22 protein-coding genes are annotated in these 23,076 nt (G+C 46.9%); 8 read left to right on the top strand and 14 right to left on the bottom strand.

Annotated elements, in window-relative coordinates; translation table 11 throughout:
- Positions 1–219: 219 nt before the first annotated feature.
- The 4 genes from ppnP to Dpoa2040_RS02095 form a co-directional block, all read right to left on the bottom strand.
- Positions 220–504, bottom strand: coding sequence for a pyrimidine/purine nucleoside phosphorylase (gene ppnP / locus Dpoa2040_RS02110; protein ID WP_168640109.1), 285 nt, complete (start codon positions 502–504; stop codon positions 220–222).
- A 35-nt stretch (positions 505–539) separates the two neighbouring features.
- Positions 540–1,061 (bottom strand): shikimate kinase AroL, encoded by a 522-nt coding sequence (aroL, locus tag Dpoa2040_RS02105; RefSeq protein WP_168640108.1) that lies wholly within the window; start codon positions 1,059–1,061, stop codon positions 540–542.
- 312 nt (positions 1,062–1,373) lie between these two features.
- Complete coding sequence (locus Dpoa2040_RS02100; RefSeq protein ID WP_168640107.1) at positions 1,374–2,420, bottom strand: asparaginase; 1,047 nt, start codon at positions 2,418–2,420, stop codon at positions 1,374–1,376.
- A gap of 350 nt (positions 2,421–2,770) precedes the next feature.
- Positions 2,771–3,871 (bottom strand): methionine synthase, encoded by a 1,101-nt coding sequence (locus Dpoa2040_RS02095; protein WP_042869216.1) that lies wholly within the window; start codon positions 3,869–3,871, stop codon positions 2,771–2,773.
- Between the two features lie 533 nt (positions 3,872–4,404).
- Between Dpoa2040_RS02095 and Dpoa2040_RS02090 the strand changes: the two genes are divergently transcribed.
- Entirely contained in the window at positions 4,405–5,061 is a 657-nt protein-coding gene (locus tag Dpoa2040_RS02090; RefSeq protein WP_168640106.1) for an HAD family phosphatase, read from the top strand.
- A 117-nt stretch (positions 5,062–5,178) separates the two neighbouring features.
- Here Dpoa2040_RS02090 and Dpoa2040_RS02085 read toward each other — a convergent pair whose 3' ends face one another.
- Both Dpoa2040_RS02085 and Dpoa2040_RS02080 read right to left on the bottom strand, forming a co-directional pair.
- On the bottom strand, positions 5,179–5,709 hold the full coding sequence (locus Dpoa2040_RS02085) for a GNAT family N-acetyltransferase (RefSeq protein WP_168640105.1): 531 nt from the start codon (positions 5,707–5,709) through the stop codon (positions 5,179–5,181).
- A 432-nt stretch (positions 5,710–6,141) separates the two neighbouring features.
- Positions 6,142–6,723 carry a hypothetical protein gene (locus Dpoa2040_RS02080; RefSeq protein WP_168640104.1) on the bottom strand — a complete coding sequence of 194 codons (582 nt, stop codon included), beginning with the start codon at positions 6,721–6,723 and terminating at the stop codon, positions 6,142–6,144.
- Positions 6,724–7,161: 438 nt separating this feature from the next.
- Between Dpoa2040_RS02080 and Dpoa2040_RS02075 the strand changes: the two genes are divergently transcribed.
- The 4 genes from Dpoa2040_RS02075 to Dpoa2040_RS02060 are packed head-to-tail and all read left to right on the top strand — an operon-like array spanning position 7,162 to position 10,146.
- Positions 7,162–8,397: a SpoIIE family protein phosphatase gene (locus Dpoa2040_RS02075; RefSeq protein WP_168640103.1), complete on the top strand. Its 1,236-nt coding sequence runs from the start codon at positions 7,162–7,164 to the stop codon at positions 8,395–8,397.
- 27 nt (positions 8,398–8,424) lie between these two features.
- Positions 8,425–8,976, top strand: coding sequence for a SiaB family protein kinase (locus tag Dpoa2040_RS02070; protein WP_042869206.1), 552 nt, complete (start codon positions 8,425–8,427; stop codon positions 8,974–8,976).
- Positions 8,977–8,978: 2 nt separating this feature from the next.
- Positions 8,979–9,416 carry a DUF1987 domain-containing protein gene (locus Dpoa2040_RS02065; RefSeq protein ID WP_168640102.1) on the top strand — a complete coding sequence of 146 codons (438 nt, stop codon included), beginning with the start codon at positions 8,979–8,981 and terminating at the stop codon, positions 9,414–9,416.
- 4 nt (positions 9,417–9,420) lie between these two features.
- Positions 9,421–10,146 carry a GGDEF domain-containing protein gene (locus Dpoa2040_RS02060; protein WP_042869202.1) on the top strand — a complete coding sequence of 242 codons (726 nt, stop codon included), beginning with the start codon at positions 9,421–9,423 and terminating at the stop codon, positions 10,144–10,146.
- Between the two features lie 58 nt (positions 10,147–10,204).
- Here Dpoa2040_RS02060 and Dpoa2040_RS02055 read toward each other — a convergent pair whose 3' ends face one another.
- A complete protein-coding gene (locus Dpoa2040_RS02055; RefSeq protein ID WP_168640101.1) occupies positions 10,205–10,546 on the bottom strand; it encodes a zinc ribbon domain-containing protein YjdM in 342 nt (113 codons plus the stop codon).
- Between the two features lie 349 nt (positions 10,547–10,895).
- On the opposite strand from Dpoa2040_RS02055, the gene Dpoa2040_RS02050 reads away from it, so the two are divergent.
- Complete coding sequence (locus Dpoa2040_RS02050; protein ID WP_168640100.1) at positions 10,896–12,116, top strand: MFS transporter; 1,221 nt, start codon at positions 10,896–10,898, stop codon at positions 12,114–12,116.
- A gap of 99 nt (positions 12,117–12,215) precedes the next feature.
- Here the strand turns inward: Dpoa2040_RS02050 and Dpoa2040_RS02045 are convergent, their stop codons facing one another.
- Positions 12,216–12,455 (bottom strand): YbhB/YbcL family Raf kinase inhibitor-like protein, encoded by a 240-nt coding sequence (locus tag Dpoa2040_RS02045; RefSeq protein WP_246867225.1) that lies wholly within the window; start codon positions 12,453–12,455, stop codon positions 12,216–12,218.
- On the opposite strand from Dpoa2040_RS02045, the gene Dpoa2040_RS02040 reads away from it, so the two are divergent.
- Positions 12,455–12,622, top strand: a complete 168-nt coding sequence (locus Dpoa2040_RS02040) for a hypothetical protein (RefSeq protein ID WP_168640099.1) — start codon at positions 12,455–12,457, stop codon at positions 12,620–12,622. The genes Dpoa2040_RS02045 and Dpoa2040_RS02040 overlap by 1 nt on opposite strands.
- A gap of 326 nt (positions 12,623–12,948) precedes the next feature.
- Here Dpoa2040_RS02040 and uidA read toward each other — a convergent pair whose 3' ends face one another.
- The 6 genes from uidA to Dpoa2040_RS02010 all read right to left on the bottom strand — a co-directional run bounded on the left by uidA (position 12,949) and on the right by Dpoa2040_RS02010 (position 20,348).
- Positions 12,949–14,718, bottom strand: a complete 1,770-nt coding sequence (gene uidA / locus Dpoa2040_RS02035) for a beta-glucuronidase (protein ID WP_168640098.1) — start codon at positions 14,716–14,718, stop codon at positions 12,949–12,951.
- Between the two features lie 48 nt (positions 14,719–14,766).
- Positions 14,767–16,041: a glucuronide uptake porin UidC gene (gene uidC / locus Dpoa2040_RS02030; protein WP_371810566.1), complete on the bottom strand. Its 1,275-nt coding sequence runs from the start codon at positions 16,039–16,041 to the stop codon at positions 14,767–14,769.
- 279 nt (positions 16,042–16,320) lie between these two features.
- Positions 16,321–17,589: a PTS sugar transporter subunit IIC gene (locus Dpoa2040_RS02025; protein ID WP_168640097.1), complete on the bottom strand. Its 1,269-nt coding sequence runs from the start codon at positions 17,587–17,589 to the stop codon at positions 16,321–16,323.
- Positions 17,590–17,647: 58 nt separating this feature from the next.
- Positions 17,648–17,953 (bottom strand): PTS sugar transporter subunit IIB, encoded by a 306-nt coding sequence (locus tag Dpoa2040_RS02020; protein WP_168640096.1) that lies wholly within the window; start codon positions 17,951–17,953, stop codon positions 17,648–17,650.
- A 15-nt stretch (positions 17,954–17,968) separates the two neighbouring features.
- Complete coding sequence (locus tag Dpoa2040_RS02015; RefSeq protein WP_168640095.1) at positions 17,969–18,292, bottom strand: PTS lactose/cellobiose transporter subunit IIA; 324 nt, start codon at positions 18,290–18,292, stop codon at positions 17,969–17,971.
- Between the two features lie 109 nt (positions 18,293–18,401).
- The gene (locus Dpoa2040_RS02010) at positions 18,402–20,348 is read right to left on the bottom strand and encodes a transcription antiterminator (RefSeq protein WP_371810565.1); all 1,947 of its coding nucleotides are present in this window, start codon (positions 20,346–20,348) and stop codon (positions 18,402–18,404) included.
- Positions 20,349–21,348: 1,000 nt separating this feature from the next.
- Between Dpoa2040_RS02010 and Dpoa2040_RS02005 the strand changes: the two genes are divergently transcribed.
- On the top strand, positions 21,349–22,995 hold the full coding sequence (locus Dpoa2040_RS02005) for a methyl-accepting chemotaxis protein (RefSeq protein WP_371810564.1): 1,647 nt from the start codon (positions 21,349–21,351) through the stop codon (positions 22,993–22,995).
- Positions 22,996–23,076 lie beyond the last annotated feature (81 nt).

Genomic DNA, 23,076 nt, shown 5'->3' with positions numbered 1-23,076 from the left:
TAGATGAATATATATTTTTAGTATTGTCATTTTCACTGACAATAACTACATATCATTATCACCTGAAAGGTGAATGACAAAACAATTCAATAACTATATGAAAACTGAATGACAGACAGATTACATTTTCAACAACGTAAACCGAAATATATCTATATTTAGAAATCGGCTGCCAATAATGCTGACAGCCGGTTGTTACGAAAAGTAAATAAAGAGAAATTACAGATAGCGGCACAGATAAGAGGAGGGTTCAGACACGTTTAGTTTGAACTCGCTTTTTTCCGGCACATTAAAGACAGCACCGGCTTCAAACAGTTGCCATTCCTGTGTGCCAGGCAGCAACACATTCAGTGCACCGCTAACCACCGTCATTTCTTCCGCCTGCCCGGTACCAAAGGTATATTCCCCGGCCTCCATCACCCCAACACTGGCGCGACCGATGCGGCTGCCGTCAAAACCGATGGATTTTACTTTCCCTTCAAAATATTCATTTACATTCAGCATAATGCCCAACCTTTCTGTTAAAAATCGATTGACCGTCAGGCCGCCGGTAAGCTCAGCGCCTGCAACAATTCCGAAACAATCGCAGCTGGCTCACGAGTCGCATCTACCACATAGTGCGCCACATCCTGATACAGCGCCTCGCGTTCCCTGAGCACCGCTTCCATCTCTTCAGCGATGGGGCGCCCGGTTAATGTCGGTCGCTGGTGAGCCTGCGGGCTAGCCTGCAGACGCTGTGCCAGCGCTTGTGCCGGTGCGTGCAAGTAGATGACGGTCCCTTGTGCGCGCATAAACTGACGATTCTGTTCCAGCAATACCATGCCGCCGCCGGTTGCGATTATCCGATTCGATGCCGTCACTGTCCGCAATGCCTCGCTTTCCCGACGGCGAAACCCAGGCCACCCTTCTGCAGCAACAACGTCTGCCACAGTCAGGCCACTGGTATGCTGCATAAAAATATCCGTATCAATAAACTCATAGCCAAGCGCCCGTGCCAGCTCACCGCCGACCGTGGTTTTTCCGCACCCTCTGGCACCGACCATAAAAATGGGTTGTGTCATGTCACGACCAGTCCTTACTTTTTTCAGGCTTGTCATCTGCGGCGGGGTTGCCGCCAGCCAGCGCCTGTCTTACCAAGAGCAGAATAATACAGGCAATAATCCTCATTAAGAAAGCTTCTGTATCGTACCGGCATGGGGAAAGTCACTTCACGCCAGATTTCTGCTCAAATCCAGCACAATGCGCCATCATTTTCGCGCAATATGGCAAATTCCCCCCATAATGCCACTACAATATTTATAGTTCTTTCGACTATAACAAGGCCGCCCGAAGGCGGCCTGCCTATACCAAAACGTACTTCAACGTTCAGAGAATCAATAAGTGTGGAAATATTCCTGAATCACCTTCGGATCGCTGGTACGAGTCAACGCCAGCATCAACAGGATGCGAGCATGTGCCGGGTTGAGTGAATCTGCAACCAGGCCCGGCAGCTCTTCATCCGGCGGTACAATACCATTGCCGGTACGGGTAGAACGAATGACAACCACGCCTTTATCCTGCGCCTTACGCATTCCCGCAATACCGCGAACCGACACCGAACCAGCCCCCATGCCGGCATAGACGATACCTTTTACGCCATTCTTAATGGCGGCATCATATAGATACTCCGGATCATCCTGATATCCATAAAGAATATCGACTTTCGGCAGCGAGTTCAGACCACGCACATCAAACACCGAACGGGTGGTATGTACTTTATCGATGCGGTTCTGATAATAGATATGGTTACCGATCACAACGCCCAGGTAACCTTCTTCATTCGCCCGGAATGTATCCAGCGTCGAGGCATTGCTCTTGGTAATGTAACGGGCAGAACCAATGCGATCATTAAGTACCACCAGCACGCCACGACCACGCGACTGTTTGTCACCTGCCACACGTACGGCTTCCAGCAGATTCATTGGGCCATCAGCGCTGATGGCCGTAGCCGGGCGCATCGCCGCCACAAACACCACGGGCTTGTCGCTTTTCACCGTCAGATGAAGGAAATAGGCTGATTCTTCCAGCGTGTCGGTTCCGTGAGTAATCACTACACCGTCCACATCATCCCGCGCCAGCAGCTCATTGACTCGCTTGCTCAATTTCAACACCACATCGCCGGTCATATTTTCACTGGCCATGTTGGAGAATTGCTCACCTTTCACATTAGCCAGTTTTTTAACCTCAGGTACAGCGTTGATCAACGTATCCACACCAAGCGCTCCGGCTTTATAACCAGTGGTTTGCGTACCCGTCGCCGCTGAGCCGGCAATGGTACCGCCGGTTGCCAGAATAACGATATTTGGCAGCTTGTCTGCCGCATTCGCCGTGAAAACAAAAAATAAAACAAGAACAAATAGAGACTTAAACCATCTTTCCATAGCGGACTCTCTTTATTTGGTCAAAGGATGATCAGGCAGCTACTGCCTAAAAAACTGCCAGCCGATCATTTTTTATCGAAAAACTCCTTATCTGCCAGCCAGAAAGCCAGCATCGGCGCTTATGTTGCAGCGCTCTTTGGAAGCTGTATAGCATCGGATATTCAACAGGAGAGCCAGATCACTGAATGATCTGACTATTTTCAGAAGATGCAGTTGTTGACGCAGAGATAAGCAGGCCAACTATACACACCCGGAGTGCCGACTAAGGCGCATCAAACGGATAAACAAGATAGCGGCCAGTTCAATTAATTCAAAAAATTGGGATGAATTTCATGCATTATTTCAAAAAATTATTCTGGTAGCGTCCAAATTTCGTGGGCGATATTTACCATATGCTGCAATTTGGCCCACTGCTGCTCTTGGGTGATGTCGTTTTTGTCATCATGCCCGAAGCCGCATTTAGGGCTAATCGCCAACTGCTGCAACGGCAGATACAACGCTGCGGTATTAATAGCCATTTTGACCGAGTGCGGCGCTTCCAGTTCAGCACTATGGGAATCCAGTATGCCTAGCACCACCTTTTGGCAACGCACCTGTCGCAACGGCTCCAGCTCAACCGGACGGCGATCATCGTACTCGATAAACAGACTGTCCACCGCCAGATTCGCCATGGCGTGCCCCATCACTTCACGCCCAGAGCCATAAACCCAATGGGGTGAAAAACGGCGGCAACACACATGCAAAGCAATGTACATATCCTGAGGACGTTGCGCCAACGCCTGATTCAGAATGTAAGTGCAACGGTCCAGCAAGTCGCGCAATTCGAACCCTGCCGCATTTTCCCGCGCCATCACCTGACCGTCGCACAAGCGTGCCCAGAATAGATCATCCAACTGAAGGTAGCGGCACCCTTGACGATAAAATCCCTGAATGACCTTACGGTAAACTGCTGCCAGGTCATCACAGAATGCATCCAACGATGCATAAACCTGATTGTTGCGGATGGCAGGGTACATCAACATATTTGGGCTGGGCAGGGTTTGCTTCGCCAGCATATCCCCGCTATTGCCCACTGCCTGATGTAAAAAGCGGTAATGGGTCAAAAATGGGTGGTTATCGTCAAAATCGAGTTTATCCACTATCCTCAACCGACAAGGCGTATCCCCGTCCGGCAGGGCCGTTTCATCAACATCAATACCGGTCAGGCAGGAGAAAAAATCCGTGATCCCCTCTCGGACACGCAGTTCACCATCAGTAATCGCACTCAACCCACATGCTTTCTGGCGCTCAACCACATGCAGTATTTCTTCGTTTTCAATTTCAGTCAGTCTATCCGGGGCAATCAGCCCCTGCCGCCACGCCTTGCGAGCTTGCTTCAGGCGATAGGGCAACAAAAAACTGCCCACATGTTCAGCATGAAACGGTGGATAAGGTTTTTTTACTGTGCGCATCTCACGCATCCTTTTGGTTTACAAGGGACGGCCTGGTCTACACGATGGACCTTACAAGACCAGGACACAATCGCGCCTCAATGCGCTACGCTTGCATTTACTCTGGTTATCTTTCAGGCAGCGGACTGTCACTGATTCGTTCACCGATGTCAATTAATAGAAGCGGACGATTGTCGCACTGGCTTGCCCACATCAACAAATAACTATTTTAAATTATTTTATTTCCATTAATTTCACCATTCACACGATGTTATATATTCCTGCTCCTGCACATTTTTTGACGCCGAGTTTTGTACCAAGGTAAATGGTATCTATAAGCCACCATCATCATGATTCCATTAGTGATTTTCATCACTCAACTTGCTGTATTCTCTTAAAAGAATAGCTTGTCCGCACGATATAACTGGCCGGACATGATTCACAAAAAGATGAACCGTAATGTGTGACTGTCATCATGGAAAGGTACACTGATGATACCGCGCCTGCTGTAATCCAATGACCCGATAACCGTTTTTCACTTCCGGAGAACCCTAATGGATTTAGCCCTGTTTGATCTGGACGAAACCCTAATCTGTGCTGATAGTACCGGCTTGTGGCTGCGTTGGCTGGAATCGCAGGGATTCGCCAGTAGTGAATTATTACAGCAGGAACACCACCTGATGCAGCGCTATTATCAGGGCACGCTGGCGATAGAAGAGTATATGCATCTCGCACTGTCGCCGCTGATTGGTTTATATGCCGAGACAGTGTCTTCCTGGGTAGATCGTTTTATCCGTCGAGACATCCTGCCGCGGCTCTATCCGGCAGCACGTGAGCGAATGGACTGGCATCGCCAGCGTGGTGATGCTCTGCTTATCATCTCAGCCAGCGGCGAACATCTGGTACGGCCAATCGCCTGTCATCTGGGGGCCGACCACGCGCTGGCGATTGGCGTCACGTTGGAAGATGGCCGTTTTACCGGTGATATTCATGGTGTGCCGACATACCAGCAAGGCAAAGTGCTACGCATACGCGAATGGCTGGCACAACGCGATGGCGATCCATTCGACCATATTCACGGCTACAGCGACTCGCTCAACGACCGGGCCATGCTGGAGTTCGTCGATCAGGCTTACGTCATCAACCCGGCCCCCGAACTGGCAGCGTTAGCGCAGCAAAACGGTTGGCAAATCTGCCACTGGCAACGCTAGTCAGACGTCTATCGTGACGTATCATCGCAGATAGTGTTACGCGATCCTTTAGAGCAAGACCACTGCGCTCTGACAGGGATTGTCGTTACCAGGGGAGCAGATATTCATACGGCAATATCAGGCATACGGCAAAGATGAGTCCCCCTCCCCCAGTGCGCGTTGCAGCAATACAGTATCCACCCAGCGCCCATGCTTCATGCCTACTGAGCGCAACGTCCCGACCTGTTCGAATCCCAAAGACAGGTGCAATTGCAGCGAGGCCCGATTGCCGCTGTCAGCCACCACCGACACCACCTGACGGTATCCCTGCTGTTCAGCCTGCAACAGCGCCGCCGATAATAAGCGTTTACCAACGCCTTTACCCAGATGATCTGGATGCAGATAGATAGAATCTTCCAGCGTGAAACGATAAGCGTAACGAGCGCGATACAACCCCAAATAGCAGTACCCCAACACCTGATCGTTTTCTATCGCTACCAGCCAGGGCAAACCAGCAGCACGAATTTTCTGCCAACGGTCGCACATTTCTGCTTCATCAGGCGGCTCGGTTTCAAAGGTGGCGATACCATGCAAAACATGTTGAGCATAAATATCCCTGATAGCCGCGATATGCTCCGCTCTGGCATCCTCAATTACCATGGTGCTCATTAGTGTACCCTTGTCAAAACAGCAGGTTAAATTAGACCGGACCGTGTTGGCTCACCAACTGTCATGTGCAGCAACAGGATATCCGACAGTTTAACCAACATCTGATAGAGGCAACAGACACAAACACTTATGCCCGTCATAAAGGAACGTTTGATCTGGTCAGATTGAATCTGGAATGACAGGAAATACTCAACACGATACGGTCAGTAAGCGCTGGCATAAGGCATCAGCATGTAATACCGGCCACTGAGTCCGGCTATGGGCAGGACACGGATCATCACTATGCGACAGAACAAACCGTTGAATACAGCGTTACACCTGATTTTGGAAAGGCTGAAAAAGGAAAATACAAAAAAACATCTACCCGATTAGTAAATCAGGCGATTAATATTCTTTATGAGCAGCAAATACACTAGCAATAACTTTTTGGTATTAACTTGAGCGAGGTAATTCGCTTTCGCTACCCGGTAATGTCCAGGATACTTCACCGGAACCCGTTCCCAATAAATGCTGTATTTTTTCGTACACTTCCGCCGCTGACATACCGCTATATAAACCCTGACTATAATAACCAAACTCAGCAGTATTGGCTGGCACGCGAGAAGCATTCAGGTTCGGATCGGTAGATGCAATACGTTTACCGGTAAATACGTCATAGCTTTCACTTTGGCCGTCGGGATATTTCACCACGGAAACCAGCACACCACCATAAAGCGGGATACCCGTCATGCGCAGCGAGCGCTCTATGGATGATTCATGTTGCTGTTTCTGCAATTTTTCTTTGGCCAGACGATCATCCAGCGACTTGGTACGCTCACGCACATCAGTAACGTCGTTGGAATTATTATCCGCAAATTCATTATTTAGCGAATCATTCTTTTTCCCTGTGTTAAGGGAATCGGATTTATTTGTTCCGACAGCGTCAGTGTTATCACCAGGGCTGCTATTCGCTGTATAAGCCGACTGAGGATAAAAAGATGTAATGTTTTGACTCTGAACGCCTGATATGACCACGATGTCACTCCTTTTATTTTTTAGCCTTAACATGCCTCTGAGGGCACTGATTTACTACGACTCAACCCAGCACACCGAAAGAAAAACAGCATACCTGCCGCAACAAGTATCAAGCAGAGCGACTCAAGTGATTTATGCCGCCCAAAGCTATCAGGAAATAGAAGTGTAGTTCACAAACCACACAAGCACCGTCTCATTTTTACACCGCATTAACGGAATAGAAAACATAGATCCACTCGTAAAATATATCGGCCATTTTATTTTTTCATTAATACGAAAAAGGCATAAAAACGCTCACGAAACGAGCGCATCAGCAATATTTAGTCATCAGTGTAAAGACAAATCTGACAGTAACTTAACATTTCAGCAGGCTGTCATGTTTTCGTCATCTGCTACTGCTATGGTGGCGGCAGCCTATTTCCCCAGAAAGACAAGATAATGAGTGCCTTACCGTCACAGGAACACCGGTTACACTTCGTTTCCTTCCCAAGTGCACGCGACTTGTGTATCACCACGCCGGATGTGTCTCCCTCCACGGATAACGCCACTGTGCTGCAACTATTCAGCCGCCACAAAGATCTGGTCAGCCTGCCGGTGGTAGAGGATGGACGCCCTTTCGGCTTGATCAACCGCCATAGTTTCCTGTCACAAATGGCACGCCCTTATTACCGCGAACTGTATGACCGAAAAAGCTGCATCGCGTTTATGGACAAAACCCCGCTTATCGTCGAAGCCTCTGCCTCACTGAGCGATGTGGCGGATAAAGCAGTGATCAGCGGTGATCGCTTTCTGGCTGATGGCTTCATTATTACCGAGAAAGGGCACTACCTCGGCATCGGCCTGGGTATCGATCTGTTCCGCATCGTCTCAGACATCCATGTCCGACAGCATCAACATATTGTACAGAGTATAGAATATGCCAGCGTGATTCAGGGGGCGATGCTTACCCCATTCCGACAAACGCTGGCCACGACCTTACAGGATTGGTGTCTGGTCTGGGAACCGCGCGACTGCGTTGGTGGCGACTGTTATGCCTTCAGGCGATATGAGCATGGCTGGCTGGCGGTGCTTGCCGACTGTACCGGTCATGGCGTGCCCGGCGCCTTCATGACGCTGATTTTCAATTCGGCGCTGGAACAGGCGCTGGCGCAACATCGCCCGGATCAGCCAGGACAGTTGCTGGGAGGAATCAATCGCTATATCAAGGATACATTAGGCCAAAACAGCGGCTATCCTGGACAAATGTCTGCTTCCGACGATGGCTGCGACGCGCTGGTAGTCTATGTGAATACTACTGAACAAACCCTCAACTGGGCCAGCGCACGCATGACGGCATTTCTGATCGGAGCACAAACCGGCGACCTGTTGACGCTCGACAATGATCGTATGGGTGTGGGTTATATTAATACGCCCTACGATTACAGTTGGCCGACGTTTCAGCATCCACTGTCACCGCAGGACCTGTTCTTTTCGACCACCGACGGCCTGCTTGACCAGATTGGCGGCGAACGACAAATCAAATTCGGCAAACGCCGCCTGCAAAACCTGTTGCTACGTATCAGGGATCTCCCCATGCACCAGCTCGCTATTCAATTATTACAACACCACCACGACTGGCAGGGATCTCAGGATCGGCGGGACGATCTTACATTTTGGGGCTTCAGGCACCCGTGAATATTATTAACCAGGTAAAACCGGAACATGTCCGAAACGAAGTATGCTGAATTCTTTGATCTCACCCAGCAGCAAGATATCACGCTGTATTATGTGGGGTATTTTTCACAAAACATTGTCTGTTCACTGGCGGAAACGGTACGGCTGCAACTGGAAAAAAACCGGGTGCCGCCCACTATCCGCCGTAAACTGTTTTCCAGTTTTGTGGAAGTGGTGCAGAACATCATCCATTATTCCGCTTCGGCACTCACGTCGGAAGAACAGAAAAATGAAATCCGTCATGGCTCGGTGTGTATCGGCGTTGAGGCGGGAAAATACTTTTTGCTCAGCGCCAATCGGGTATACCCGGCAGATGCCGAGATACTGCGCCAGCGACTGGAGCCGCTGTGTATGATGACGCTTGATGAGATCCGGCTTGCCTACAAGACCTCACTGCGTGAAGACATCCCGGCTTCCAGCAAAGGTGCAGATATCGGCCTGCTGACCGTAGCCCGCGATGCCAGCGAGCCACTACAATTTACCTTTCGTAGCGATGCCACCACCGGGCTCTCCACGTTTTATCTGAAGGCGGTGATTTAACCATGACAGACATAATAACAACAGACAATATCCATATCGCCGGGACAACCAGTACCCCGACGGTGGATTTTCGCTTTGACACACATCAGCTTTCGTTGTCCGGGGAATCTTACCCGGAAAATGCGGCCGCGTTTTACGGTCCTCTGATTGAGCGGGTTCAACACTATTTGCAAACACGTCTTGATCTGCAAACGCGTCTTGCCACCATGGCAATGCCTCCGACACGCACTGACATGCATGTATCGCTGCCCTACTTCAACAGCTCAAGCACCAAGATGCTGTTCAGCCTGTTCAATATCCTCAACCAAGCCGCGCAGAAGCAGCTTCCTATCGCGCTGCACTGGTATTACGACCAGGACGATGATATCGCCGAGGAGTTCGGGCAGGAACTGCATATCGACTTTTCTGCGCTCGACTTCCACCCCCACATCCTGGAGTAACGGCATGAGTAGCTATGAACTGTTCACCCCCGAATACGACATCCTGCTGTCAGCCCGCAATGTCGCGGCTCAGGCCGACATGCCGGCGGAGGTGTACCGGGAAAGCCTGATTATGCTGGCAGAACATTATCAGCGGCTGGTGCGGGAAACTCACCGACTGATTACCCGCAGTGACCGCGCAGAGCGAGAGTTGACTCGCCTCAATACCCAGTTGCATCAACTGGCGGTAGAGCTGGAATACAAAGCCACCCATGACCCGCTGACCGACGTATTCAACCGCAGTGCGATCATCGACCTGGTCGATCACGCGCTGGAGCAGGATCAGGCGGCGCTGATTGTGTTGGATATCGACCATTTCAAGCAGGTCAATGATGTCTACGGTCACCCGACCGGTGATGCGGTGATTTGTTCGCTGATAGCCCGTATCCGTGACGTATTACAAGGGACAGGCAGTATTGGTCGCGTCGGCGGCGAGGAGTTCACCATTCTGCTGGATGGCTACACGCTGATGGCGGCGGTGGATGTCGCTGAACATATCCACGCCAGTCTGAATCATACCGCGTTGGAACCCCTGCCTCAGCATCAGGTCACCGCCAGCTTCGGCGTCAGTTGGGCGCCGCCGCACACCGGTTTCGACACGCTGTACAGTACCGCCGACACGGCGCTCTACCAGGCCAAACATCAGGGCCGCAACCGTGTCGCATACATGCCTATCGATACGGTTAGTTAACTGACAAACTGCCCAGAGCAATTTGGGCAGAGTAATTCATCAGGTTGAGTTTTTCAGCTCAGTTTTTCTTCACAAATTCAGATTTCAGCTTCATCGCGCCAAAACCGTCAATCTTGCAATCAATATTGTGGTCGCCTTCCACCAGACGGATTCCTTTCACACGAGTGCCGATTTTCAGCGTTGATGAACTCCCCTTAACCTTCAGATCTTTGATGACGGTAACGGTATCGCCGTCCGCCAGCAGGTTGCCGTTGGCGTCTCGCACTACCAGCCCCTCGTCCTGCACAACACCATCCCCCTCCTGCGACCACACGTGTCCACACTCCGGGCAGTTAAGCATGGCATCATCCTGCCAGGTATATTTAGACTGACATTTTGGGCAAGCGGGCAACTGTTGCATAGTAATCCTCATTAAAATCAAATAAATTAGATAAAAGTTAAATATATCAATCAATAAAAAACATCGTGTTCATTATTTTATCGCCTTTCCTTACATGCCGACAGCAAAAAAAACCAGACAAACCGATATTTTTCAGCATTTTTCATCAAAGTTACTTAATTCACTCACTTTTATTGTCATCACAACGCTAACCAGATGGATACACCGGCCAATTGCGCAATCATGCATACCAGCCCACCCCCTTCGTTATTTTTTACTTACATCTATGCAGAAAACTTCAGTTTAATAAAACAGTAAGTTGGTTAAACTGAACACTTCTTATTACAACTACTGGCATGGATGACACTCCGTGGAAACCGCTTCCCCACTTAAAAACCCCACTTTTCTGTGCTTCTGGATCGGGCAAATCGCCTCCTCCTTTGCCTTTCAGATGCTGGTAGTCGGGATTGGCTGGCAAATGTATGACCTGACCAATAGCGCGTTGAGTCTCGGTCTGGTCGGGTTGGCTCAATTTCTGCCACAGCTGGCGCTCACACTGGTGGCTGGCCACGCGGTGGATCAGTATAACCGCCGCGTCATTATCCTATGCTGTCGCCTGCTGATGGCTGCCACCATACTGGTATTGGTGCTGGGTAACGTCAGCCACACCATCAGCGCCACAATGATTTACGCGTGTTCAGCGTTGTTGGGTGCAACGCGAGCATTCGAAATGCCCGCCACGCAGGCGCTGCTGCCAAACCTGATCGCCCCCGGTTTGTTATCACGTGCCGTAGCGCTGATGGCCTCCGCCCGTGAGGCCACGGTTATTGCCGGCCCGGCACTCGGCGGCCTGGTTTACCTGATAGGAGCCACCACACTTTACGCCACCAGCGTAGCCTGTTTTATGGTGTCGTTTCTGGTGCTGCTCAATCTGCGCTATGAATACAAAGCGCCAGCCCGCACGCCGGTAAACCTGAACAGCCTGTTTGGCGGCATGAATTTCATTCGCCGTAACCCGGTGATTCTGGGGTCTATCTCGCTGGACATGTTCGCCGTACTACTTGGAGGCGCTACCGCGCTGTTGCCCATCGTCGCCAAGGATATCCTGCATACCGGCCCGTGGGGGCTGGGGCTGCTGCGCTGCGCGCCAGCGCTCGGTGCGGTACTGATGTCGCTTTATCTGAGCCGCCATCCGCTTACTCGCAACGTGGGGAAAATCATGTTCTCTGCGGTGGCGATGTTTGGTATCGCCACTATCGCATTTGGCCTGTCCACCAATCTGTTTCTGTCGCTGTTTGCACTGTTGTTTCTGGGCGCATCCGATATGGTCAGCGTCGTCATCCGTTCAACACTGGTGCAACTGGAAACGCCAGACGAGATGCGTGGCCGGGTTAGCGCCGCTAATTCCATTTTCATCGGCACCTCTAATCAACTGGGGGAGTTTGAATCCGGCGTAACCGCCGCCTGGCTGGGGGTCGTGCCGGCCATCGTACTGGGTGGAATCGGCACCCTGCTGGTGGTAGCGCTATGGATGAAGTATTTTCCAACGTTAACCCAACGCCAGACGCTGGAAGCAGGAGAAACCACATAACGCCAGGTTGCCCGTATTAACGCTGTCTTAAAACATCACACCCGTCATCCGGTTTGACTGGAAAATAGCGCCCCGCCGAGCTGCGGAGCACCAAGAGAGTTACTGCGCCGGGCGACCGTAGTACGCCGTGAAACTGGCTTTGGCCAGCGTATTGCCATTAATCATATAGCCACCGAGTGCCGGATTCGCGTCTTTAGGCACATCCAGCGTTTTGCTCTTCAACGCATACACTGTGAAAATGTAACGATGAGGTTTGTCACCTGCTGGCGGACAGACTCCGCCCCATGCTGCCACCCCGTAATCAATGCGCACCTGACGGGCACCAGCCGGCAGATCCAATGCCCCACTGTGCCCCCACCAACTCGCCACTGACTCATCAGATTGTTGCTCGTAGCCAGTATGTGCTGCGTACGGTGATGAACTCTGGAGTCTTGTGCATCGCTATCTCCGCTGATCGACAACATCTGTATGCATCGATGCAAGAAGATTACGGGAAGCAGGTTTGATTTACCGGCGTACCAGCACCTGCCGAAGCGGGGTGCTGGTTTATTTGTTGAACTTACGCGCTCTCAAACATTATCTTTTCGGCAGTTCAAAGCAGTTCCCGAATCTTATGTTCTAATTTCAGCTGTTCGGCAGCAAAAAGAGGCTGGCGCTTTGAACAAAATAATATGTTGGCCTTTCAGGACAAGACTCATTTAAGCATTGTCACGTGACAGGTGAGTAAATCCCGAATCACTTGCTCAGATTAGTGATTCGGGTAGGCAAGTTCACCCAACATACCTACAACTTAAAATATAACGGATATACCTTTCTTACGACCTGACACGTACTACGGTCTCGACGACATTTTCGTCCAGCGTTTTTTTAGTAAAAAGGCTGCGGATTTCGGTTTTCTGTCTCGTGTAAAAACCCCTTTTTTATTTCCGCCTACACGAATAATGCCTTGCGAAGTAGCGAAGTCAGCAAAATTCCATACATGCTCACCCACTACAAATGGCAGCCGATCAAATACGTCGTGATACATTTCAAGAAATGCACATTGATATTCCTCAGACCACATTTCGTTATATACCGAATGCAGCCCTGACAGCGTATCGGTACCATATTCAGTGATAATAATGGGTTTTTTATGATGCTCATGCCAGGCAATAAGTTCGCTTTCCAGCGTTTTCTCTGCTGCCACCAAATCAGCCGGATTCTCATACCAGCCGTAATAGCGATTCAGGCACAGTACATCAAACAGATCGCTGATTTTATCTTCCTGCAATGAGGATTTGGTGATGTTAACACAGCAAATCGGACGAGCAGGATCCAGTTCCTTTGTTGCCTGAACAAGGGGCAAGAAATAATCCCGACTGGCCGGTTCGCGCGCATCTGGCTCATTGGCGATACTCCACATAACCACCGATGGATGATTTTTATCCCGGGATATTAATTCGCGTATAGCATCGAGATGTGCCTGCTGAGTTACCTCATTGATGGCTTCAGAACAAAAGAGTTTTTCTGGCCGCGTAAAATTACGGATCATCGGCAATGAAACGTTAAATCCTACTGCTGGGGTTTCATTTATCACCACAATGCCATGTTCATCAGCCCAATCCAGCATTTCTTCGGCATACGGATAATGAGCGGTTCGGTAGGAATTAGCACCAACCCACGTCATGAGTGCATGGTCATGTACCAGCAGAACATTATCAAACCCTTTACCACGGAAATCGGCATCTTCATGCCGACCAAATCCGGTGAAATAAAAGGGCTGGTTATTAATTAAAAAACGGTCGCCATCCACACGAACCGAGCGAATACCAACGGGAAGTTCGTAACGGTCATCCCCTGCTATCACTTTCAACCGATATAGAAAAGCGTTCCCTGGTTGCCAGAGTATGGGGTGAGCCACCTCAAGACACCCTTGCCTCCCTTCGCTTTGCGCGACGATGGTTCCTGCTCTATCCATCAACTGACAGATCACCGTACCGGGCGCATCAATGTGGTACTGCACATAGCCTTTACTCACATCATCCAGGAAATGTGTATTAACCGTGATGTCACGGATAAACTGGTGTGGCGTGGTATACAGCCATACATGCCGATGAATACCCGAATAATTAAAGAAATCATGAAAGTAGTGCTGCTTACGCACGTTATGCTCTTCCACGATAACCCCTGGCGGGATCGTATGCCATGACAGCTCATTGTTCACACATACCGTGATACGCACAGTCCGTTTCGAACCGATCAGGGCACTAATATCCGTTTCGAAAGGTGTATATCCCCCCTGATGACACATAATTTGTTCATCATCCAGCCATACTGTGCCACGATGCGTCACAGCATCGAAACGCAGTACTATACGTTGGTTATTCCAACCCTTCGGTATATATACTTCTGTCTGGTACCACACATCACCAACATGGTTACGCACACTCTCATCGGAAAATTGATCATTATAACTTGCGGGAACAGCAATCTTACGTCCGCCCTCAAGAGGCGCTTTCCACCATGTTTGCGTATATCCTTGTCTGTCGCTATCAACTTTAAATGCCCACAGACCATCGAGCAGTTTATATTCACGGGATTCTGATTCTATTGGTTTTAACATTACGATTCCTTCTGGCGGCTTTTTATATCGAGAAAACAAACACAGCATTTACTTCCACATAAAATCGTACTGTATTCCTGCTTTTACATCCCAGTAATTCAACTCATTGCCGAGTTTGCTACCATTTCTTTTTTCTTTTGCCACATCAGATGCCACATACATTTTCACGCCTGAGAGTGGCCCTTCTTTTATGTTATAGAAAACCCCGGTAAGAATACCTCTCCCGTTAATTTCAATGGTTCTATTGGCATCCTCATACCCATGGGTAATAAGTGGTGCAATCATTACGCTAAAGTTAGGCTGAAAAAAATATTGCACCCCGGCCTGTAAAGAAAACATATCTTCTTTGTTTCTATCAATGCTAAGAGAATTAGGATATCCAATATCTGTATCCACATTGGAGCCAATATTATTCATGGCATGTGTGACCATACCAGCAGCGCCAAAGAAACTTAATTTTGGCATACTGTAAGTTACCTGACCCGAATATACCTGAGTATTATCATGAATACTGCGAGAGCGTGAAACCCCATCCAGCATTGCGTGGAATGCAAGTAGTTCTATTTTTATCGTATCTTTATTTTCAAGCGAGAATTTTTTCTCAACAATTGTTTCATATTGAGATGAAACATCACTTTGCCACGAACCTCCGAAGGAATAACGACTACTATCGTCATGCCAACTACCCGCTAAAAAAGAACGGGCGCGTTTTGTATCATAGTGACCTGTCGCAGAGTTATAGATCCCCTCATTGCGAACCCCCACAGCCGCATCAGGCCAGAGGAATACACGGGTTCTGTACATAGCCCATATATCAATATTTTTATCGACATCATAACGACCAATGACACCTTCAGAAAGGGTTGGCATGGTTCTCGTTGAGCCGGATGCAATAAGCGGAACTCGATATGGCAAACTACCATAGCCATTATCAGTACCAAAACGGCCTATTTTTACATAGATATTATCTGTCGGCTTTAGCTTAATCGCACCGGAAGCAAGACCGAAGCTATCGTAGTCTGCAAGATATCCACGAGTACTCCAACGCGCTTTCGCACCTAGTTTATAAACATAATATCCTCCGGCTTCGGCTCCGATAAAATCAGAATAATAATGGGTATTGGCATCAAGCATGGTCCCCTGAACCCACCCATAAATATCTCTTGATGCAGCACCAGCACTGGGTCGGTCTGCACGCCGGAAATCATTTTTTAGACGAATCCTTAATGAATCTTCATTATCATTAATTTCCGCAGCCTGCACTGCCAATGAGCCAGACACCAAAATAAAAAACAAAATGGATAATTTTCTATTTTTCATCATCATTATTCTCTATAGAGTGCATGAGGTTTTTATTTAAAATAACGATAAATACCAGACACATGGTTAAGCAGGATTAAAATAACACCTGGCAAATCATCTAATTTAATTGATATCGACATCATACTTCACGTTGAAGATATATTAGTGTTATTACCCTGTACATAAATAAGCTTCCCGTTAAAGAACCAAGGTATAGCGTTTTAAAAACACCAATATGCCTTTCCTGCAATTTGAAGTATGACGGGTATATTCACTAATTAGAGCAACTTGTTATTATATTTATTTTTTCCCTCCCATCTCTAAAGCATAGGATGCGTTATCTGCTCTTCTGAAGAAAGGATACCAAACCAGCAGTTGTACACCGACTAAAAAAACCTGTAATACAGCAATTTTCCAACTTCCTTCCATAATACCACTCAATATAATTGGCATACCTGTTATCGGTGTTATCCCTGCGACTCTTGGTACCAGGCCTATATAAGTAACCAGATAAGCAATACCCAAACTGATAGCATTCATAAAGATAAATGGGATGGCAAAGCGAAAGTTAAAAACCATAGGAGTACCAAACACCAGAGGTTCGCTGATACCAAACAATGCTGGAATTGTTGTCAATTTCCCTAATGTTTTAAACTGCTGACTTTTTGAAAAAAACAGCATAAGCAGTGTCAAGCCAATAGCACTGGCAGACATTGTATAAGTACTGACGAATGAGCGACCAGTAATATTAGGCAATGCCTCACCGGCAGAATATGCTGAAAGTTGTACAGCATCCATTGCGGTAAAAATAGGCAAAACGACCGAATAAATTACCATTGTACCGTGAATACCCATAAACCACAGTAACTGTGCCAGAGTCCACAGTATTATGATGGAAACAATATTCCCGCCGACACCTTGTAACGGAAGCTGCAGAAATGCATAGATAAATTGATGCAGGTTTTTAAATGGCGTAATGGTAAAAACAGAAGAAACAGCCGTAAAAAATATAATAGATACAAATCCAGGAATCAGGCTACTAAAACTACTTGAGACAACGGGAGGAACACTTTCTGGCATTTTTATAGTGAATCCCTGGCGTTTCAAAAAAATATAGATCCATGTTGATAACAAGCTAACGACAATAGCAGTGAATATACCTGTCCCCCCCAGCCACTGCATGGGAATCAACGGTAATCCTTTTTCAGAAAAATCGACTGGTGTAACGATAAAAAAGTTCAGTAGCGCCAGCAGCCCACAAAACAAACCATCTTCATCATGCTGTTTCGCATAACTCCCAGCGATAGCCACACCAAATATAACAGCCAGGAAATTAGTAGTGAACATGATGATTGTTTTTAATGCCCCAGCAATGCCTGCCTGTATGATAAACTCCTTATAGGCTGGGATTGGTAGGTTTAAGAACAATGCAGCAAAGGCACCTAATATAGTAATGGGCATTGCCCCCATCATCCCACCTGTAATACCATTCACCAGTTTACTGGTCTGGATTTTATTTACTACAGGATGGATTTTATTGGTTATCTTTTTCCTATCAAAATTATACATAGGGCTCCCCTGGCTACGAATGTTGAACCGTGAAAATTAAGACCTTTTCAATTGAAATTTAATTCAACAGACTTAATGCATCCATTAGTACCTTTTCACCATTCATGGTTCCATAGTCAACCATATCAATAACAGAAACCTTTATTCCACGAGGCTCATATTTTTCTCTTAAATCATCTTCAAGATAAGAAATTTGTGGACCCAACAATAGTATTTCCGTTTGACCATTATAATTTTTAAATTTCTCCTCCGGCATTGCAATAATGCTAGCATCAATGCTCTTGCTTTTAGCACTTTGCTGCATTTTCGCCATCAACATGGAGGTTGACATACCCGCCGCACAAACCAAAGTAATATGAATCATAGACTCTCCTTGCTATTATTTATTTTTAATAATTTTGTACATTTCTATCATTTCAAGAGCAATATCTCTGGTTGTCATTGCATTCATTAAATGATCCTGTCCATGAACCATGATAAGTGAAACAGAAGCTTTTTTTTCTCCACGCGCCTCTGCCTGAATCAATTCCGTTTGAAAGAAATGCGCTTGTTGCAAAGATTCATTCGCTTCGGCAATGCGCATTTCTGCTGTATCGAAATCCCCCATCCGGGCTGCTTTCATTGCCTGCATAGCTTTACTCTTAGCACTACCACCGTTCACCACTAACTCTGTAATAATATCTTCCAGGCTAATTTCCATCATTAATACTCCTCCTGCTCACTATGGCTATTTAAGGTAATCTTAGCGACCGGCAGTCATGCTCTCCAGCGGAAGATTTACCATGTTTAATCTGGTCAACATTGCAATCTACTCATGATGTCGGCAAACCTTTCAGCAGCATCATCATCACATCAAACGATTGATTAGCAATCAATTTATTGATAGCCTCAGCATCAAATAATAATTTTGTTGTCAGCTGATAAAAACGGCCTATATCGGCATCTTCTTCGGAAGAGATAGAGATGAGAAAAACGATCTGTACCTCATTATATCCCCACCAAATGGGCTTTTTTAAAATTCCTACTGTGACAAAACTCACCTCAGTCATGACCTGAAAGGGATGAGGAATGGCAACTAAATTACCAAAGTCAGTTTGTCCCAGCACTTCACGCTTCATTACCGCATCAAGAAACCCTTCCGGTAACTGATGATGTTTATTTGTATATCGAAATAATATATCAAGGGCCTCCTCTTTAGTCGAAGCATCGATATCCGTAAAAAAAAGTTCAGGAAGATAATATCTATTAAGAAAAGTATTACTACTACTTTCAAATATCTCACTACATGTAGCTATATCCTTATTCTCAAGAAAAAGATTTACCTCAAAAACAGGAACTGGCACATCGACATTAATAGGAATGGTTGTAAATACATAGTCAATATTGTTTTTTTTAAAATCGAATAACGATAACTCCCAGGCGGTACATTCATAAATTCTATCGATATATTTTCCGAAGGCCTGCTTATACTTATACATGAATAATTGAGTCGTACCTTTACCTGATGAGCACACCACAATGATATTTTTCTTATCAATATTTTTATCTTTTTTTTCCAAAGCCAGCTCAAAAAGAATTGCAAAATAAGCGACTTCATCGTCTGGGATTTTGGTAGCATAGTGTTCAGAGAGCGCAATACATGCCGTTGCAGCCATAGTATAAGCAAATGCATACTCTTTCTTGATTTCATGCAATAATGGGTTACTAAGTGGAATACCATACTGCATTCTTATATCCAATGGCACCATATGCTGATTCAACGACATTCTTAATTCAAGATTATCCATGAAATCGATCTTGAAACTCTTATATAAAATCTCTAGCATTTTCCATGTCAATTCATCAATTTTTCTTGAAATGATAATGTTCCCTCCTGATTTCTTATAAGAATCAGAAGATAACTTTGCTCCCATATGCAGTAAAATATATAAAACCTCACTTTCAGGTAACACAATCTGAAATACCTCTTGAATAGAGTGTGAGATCTCGTTTGCTGCAACAAGCACATCTGGCTTCATCATTTCCATTATTCGATCACCATCAATAGCGACCAGTTGCATTTGCTGAAGTCGATATACCGCAATAAAAATATGCGAAATAAAACTCTCTAATGAAACCTCTGATATACGCAACTCATACTTATATAAAACAGACAAAACAACATTACCAATAATCTTTAGTTTCTCATCCTTCTTACCGTCAGCGTTCATATAATCACTGCGTCTTATAAGATTATTGACGATACAAACTCTTTTATTAAACTCACTCCCATTAATAATAACCCCATAATTAGGGCGTCTCTCTAAAATAAGATGATGTATGTGAAGTATATACTCTACTTTTTTCAGATCCGCACTAACCGTATTACGAGAGACATAACACTGGTCACATAAATCATCTAATTTTATATAATCATTACGATTTAAAAGAAAATTCAGGATAAAGAAAACTCTTTCATTTGAAGTTGTTGGGTGCCGCCCTTGAATATTTTTACCGAGCGAAATGGCAAATTCATTAAAATCATCATGATTATCAACAACAAGTTTATACCCCATATTCGATCTTGATGTAATAATCGCACCATGTGAAATTAAAAAATCATTCAAATCTTTTAATCTACTACGAACCGTTTTTTCACTAACATTAATCCTGGCTGCCAAATCACGAGCAGTATGATACTCACCATCAAGCAACTCATTAAAAAGGACTGATAATTTACTATACATCCCATCCCCTTTATGATAATCATCATTTTTCACCCCAGTTTGACTCTATCACCCCTAATCAGGAAACTCCACCCAAGTCGTCACCATGAAGTTCTGGTAATCATTTGGATATAAGGGTTGTTTTTTTGAACCTCATCACATAAAGACATGTTCTTATCAAGATAAATAAAAACGGAAAATAAAATCCACTATCACCGTAAGTCACGTTAACATATAACCACGCATTACCTTTCATGGTTATTAAACACAATTCAATTGACGTAAATAATCACTCCTAATACTAAAAAACAGAATTTATACAAACCAAGTAATACACTAAAACATATCCAACAATATCACCTGCCGAGACATCTCCACTCCCATCAGCGACGTGCCGGCACCATTGCCGGCGGTCGCAAGCGAAGGACCGGGTTGACTGTCAGTAGGCAGGCCTTTTATACGAACGTCCCCAACTCAGCCTGTTTTAGGGTAAAAACGAGCTATTCTTTGGTAAATTGTGACTTTTTCATCAGCCTCTCCTTCATTCCGGAGGAGTCATGATCATACCGAAATTCTGTTTCTGAATAGGTCCGGATTTTAAGATAGGGCCATATCCATAAGCAGAAATTACCAACCTTAGGTTGTACTAACCAACAGGACTTGGGGTCAACACAACCAGCCCACAGCAAAGGCTGGAATCTTTCCGACAACAACTTCCTGAAAAAACCTTTGTTTTATAAAAACAAAATTATCTTTTCAGCAAACCATTTCCCTTAAAAACAGCCTGAAAGACCGATTTTCATGACAACTGAACCGAGCAATATATGTCAGAGCCATTACAATTACTGTAAGAATTCATAAGCCGTATTCAGGAAGGCTTTCAGGATGATGAGACAGCCAATTTGACTATAGCGTGCTTAATAAGCCACGAGCTTCTCGCTGGCAATGAATTCGGGCGCAGAAAAACTCTCTGCCAGGACGCTACTCAGAGGATGTACCCATGAAATCAATCAAATCCATCCTGCTTTTCTTGCTACTTGTCGGCCTCGGATCTGTGCTAACGCAAGGTGCCGTCAACTGGTGGTCGGGGCAGCAAATGCTCACGCAGGCCAGTAAGATTTTCACAGCCAAAGACATCACCGCGGATATTCTGCCACCGCCTTTGTACCTGATTGAGGCTCGTCTGACGTTATCGCAGGGGCTTGATGGAATGCTATCGCCAGACGAAGCGACAAAAACGTTCGACAAACTGGCCCAGGACTACACTGCCCGTGTGGACTACTGGCGCAAGACGCCAACCTTCGGCATCGAGAAGTACCTTTTGGGAGAACAACACGATGCCGCGCTAAAATTTCTGGAGGCAGCACGCCGTGACGTCCTGCAACCGTTGGCAGTCGGCAATATAGCGGCCGCACGCGCAGGACTGCCTGGCGTGCACAAGCTCTATGAAGCGCATCGCGTAGCGGTGGACAAGACAGTGGAGGTTTCCAATGCCTTCGCTGATAAGAATTTGGCGGCCTTTGATGCGATCGAAGCATCGAACTCCAGAGCCAGCATGGGCGTACTTGTAGGGGCACTGTGCGTGTGTCTGGCACTCTACATCGGTGCACGCCGTCGTCTGCACACGGCAGTCTCCTCACCGTTGCTGAATGCCTGCGAGGCCGCACAGAAGATTGCAGAGGGCGACCTGACCTGTAACATCCACGTTCATGGCCGCGACGAAGCCAGGCAAATGCTCAAAGCGCTGGCCGACATGAAGGATAGTCTGCAGAGCATCGTCGCTATGGTGCGTACCAGTTCCGACGCTATTTTCACCGATTCGATGCTGATATCCACAGGCAATCTCGACCTGAGCAAACGCACGGAAGAGCAGGCTTCCAGCTTGCAGCAAACTACAGCTTCTATGATGGAGATTCGCTCTGCGGTACAAAAGAACGCTGAAACAGCCGAGCAAGCCACCAGGCTGGCGTCTTCAACCAGTCATACGGTGCAACAAGGTGGCGAGGTCATGCATCAGGTGATCTCAACCATGCAAGACATCACGACTAGTGCCCAGCAAATCACGGAAATCATCGCAATCATTGATGGCATCGCCTTCCAGACTAACATCCTGGCCCTGAATGCTGCGGTTGAAGCTGCCCGCGCCGGTGAGCAAGGGCGAGGTTTTGCCGTTGTAGCGGGTGAAGTCCGCTCACTGGCCCAACGCAGTGCTGAAGCCGCCAGGGAGATCAAAAAACTGATCAGCGCCAGTATGGAGAAAGTCGAAAACGGCTCACATCTGGTTGAAAACGCTGGAGCATCGATGGACAGCATTGTTTTGCAAGTAGGCAAAGTCTCCGACTTCATCACAGAGATCAGTTCCACGGCGAAAGAGCAAGTCTCCGCTATCAGCCAAATCACTGATGCTGTGGGGCAACTCGACCTGGTGACACAGCAAAATGCCTCTCTGGTTGAAAAAGGCGCAACGACTGCGAAAAACCTCACACACCAGTCGCAATTGCTTGCCGGACTGATGGGAAGATTCCAATTGGAAAACAATGCAATGCAAGCGAGTATAGCTCATGAGCATCAGGCTGCCGTAGATCAAGCGACCACACACGAGGCAGGTTCTCTGTGGCTGACCAATAAAGATCATTCACGAGGAAGAGAGACTACGCACAAAACCTCAGCACCCGATGCCGAAAATTGGTCAACATTTTGATACTGACGTCGTCAGGAAAAGTCATGACTTTATGAGGGTCAGCGCATCTAATATCGGTAATTATCTGCTGGTGATCGACGA

This window comes from Dickeya sp. CFBP 2040 (genome assembly GCF_012273755.1).
In the GTDB taxonomy this organism is placed as follows: Bacteria; Pseudomonadota; Gammaproteobacteria; order Enterobacterales; family Enterobacteriaceae; genus Dickeya; species Dickeya poaceiphila.
This window is presented reverse-complemented; position numbering and strand designations above follow the sequence as displayed.